Origin of the sequence: Bacillus sp. J14TS2 (assembly GCF_018333015.1) — a bacterium.
In the GTDB taxonomy this organism is placed as follows: domain Bacteria; phylum Bacillota; class Bacilli; order Bacillales; family Bacillaceae_C; genus Lederbergia.
Genome location: NZ_BORE01000061.1, coordinates 1 through 390 on the forward strand (window position 1 = coordinate 1; position 390 = coordinate 390).

Here is a 390-nt window from a genome sequence, read left to right on the forward strand (position 1 = left end):
TCCCTAGGCGTAAGCCTTAAGACCCCTGAAAGATGATCAGGTTGATAGGTCCGAGGTAGAAGTGTGGTGACACATGTAGCTGACGGATACTAATCGGTCGAGGACTTAATCAAATGAAAGGCGAAAATGCCTGTTCATTGACGTACAAACTTTCTAGATTCTGACGAGATAAAGGAAACACGGCGAAGTATGAGCCGATGTTGACTTATCGTAGGAAGAAGCGTAAAAGTTTGCTAGTCGATAGGCGTTGTAGCTGGATCTAATAATGTTGTTTCTCGTTTATCTTCTTCTTTATCTGGTTTTGAGAGAATAACTCTCTTTTTATATAGCATTTAGAGGATCTTCTGCTAAGATCGCTCACATCCTGTGAGCAACGCAGAAGTCAGCACC

Annotated in this window: 1 rRNA gene; it reads left to right on the top strand. The window is 42.3% G+C overall.

Going from position 1 to position 390, the window contains the following annotated elements:
* A 23S ribosomal RNA gene (locus tag KI375_RS27080) occupies positions 1-113 on the top strand; the annotation flags it as partial.
* Positions 114-390 lie beyond the last annotated feature (277 nt).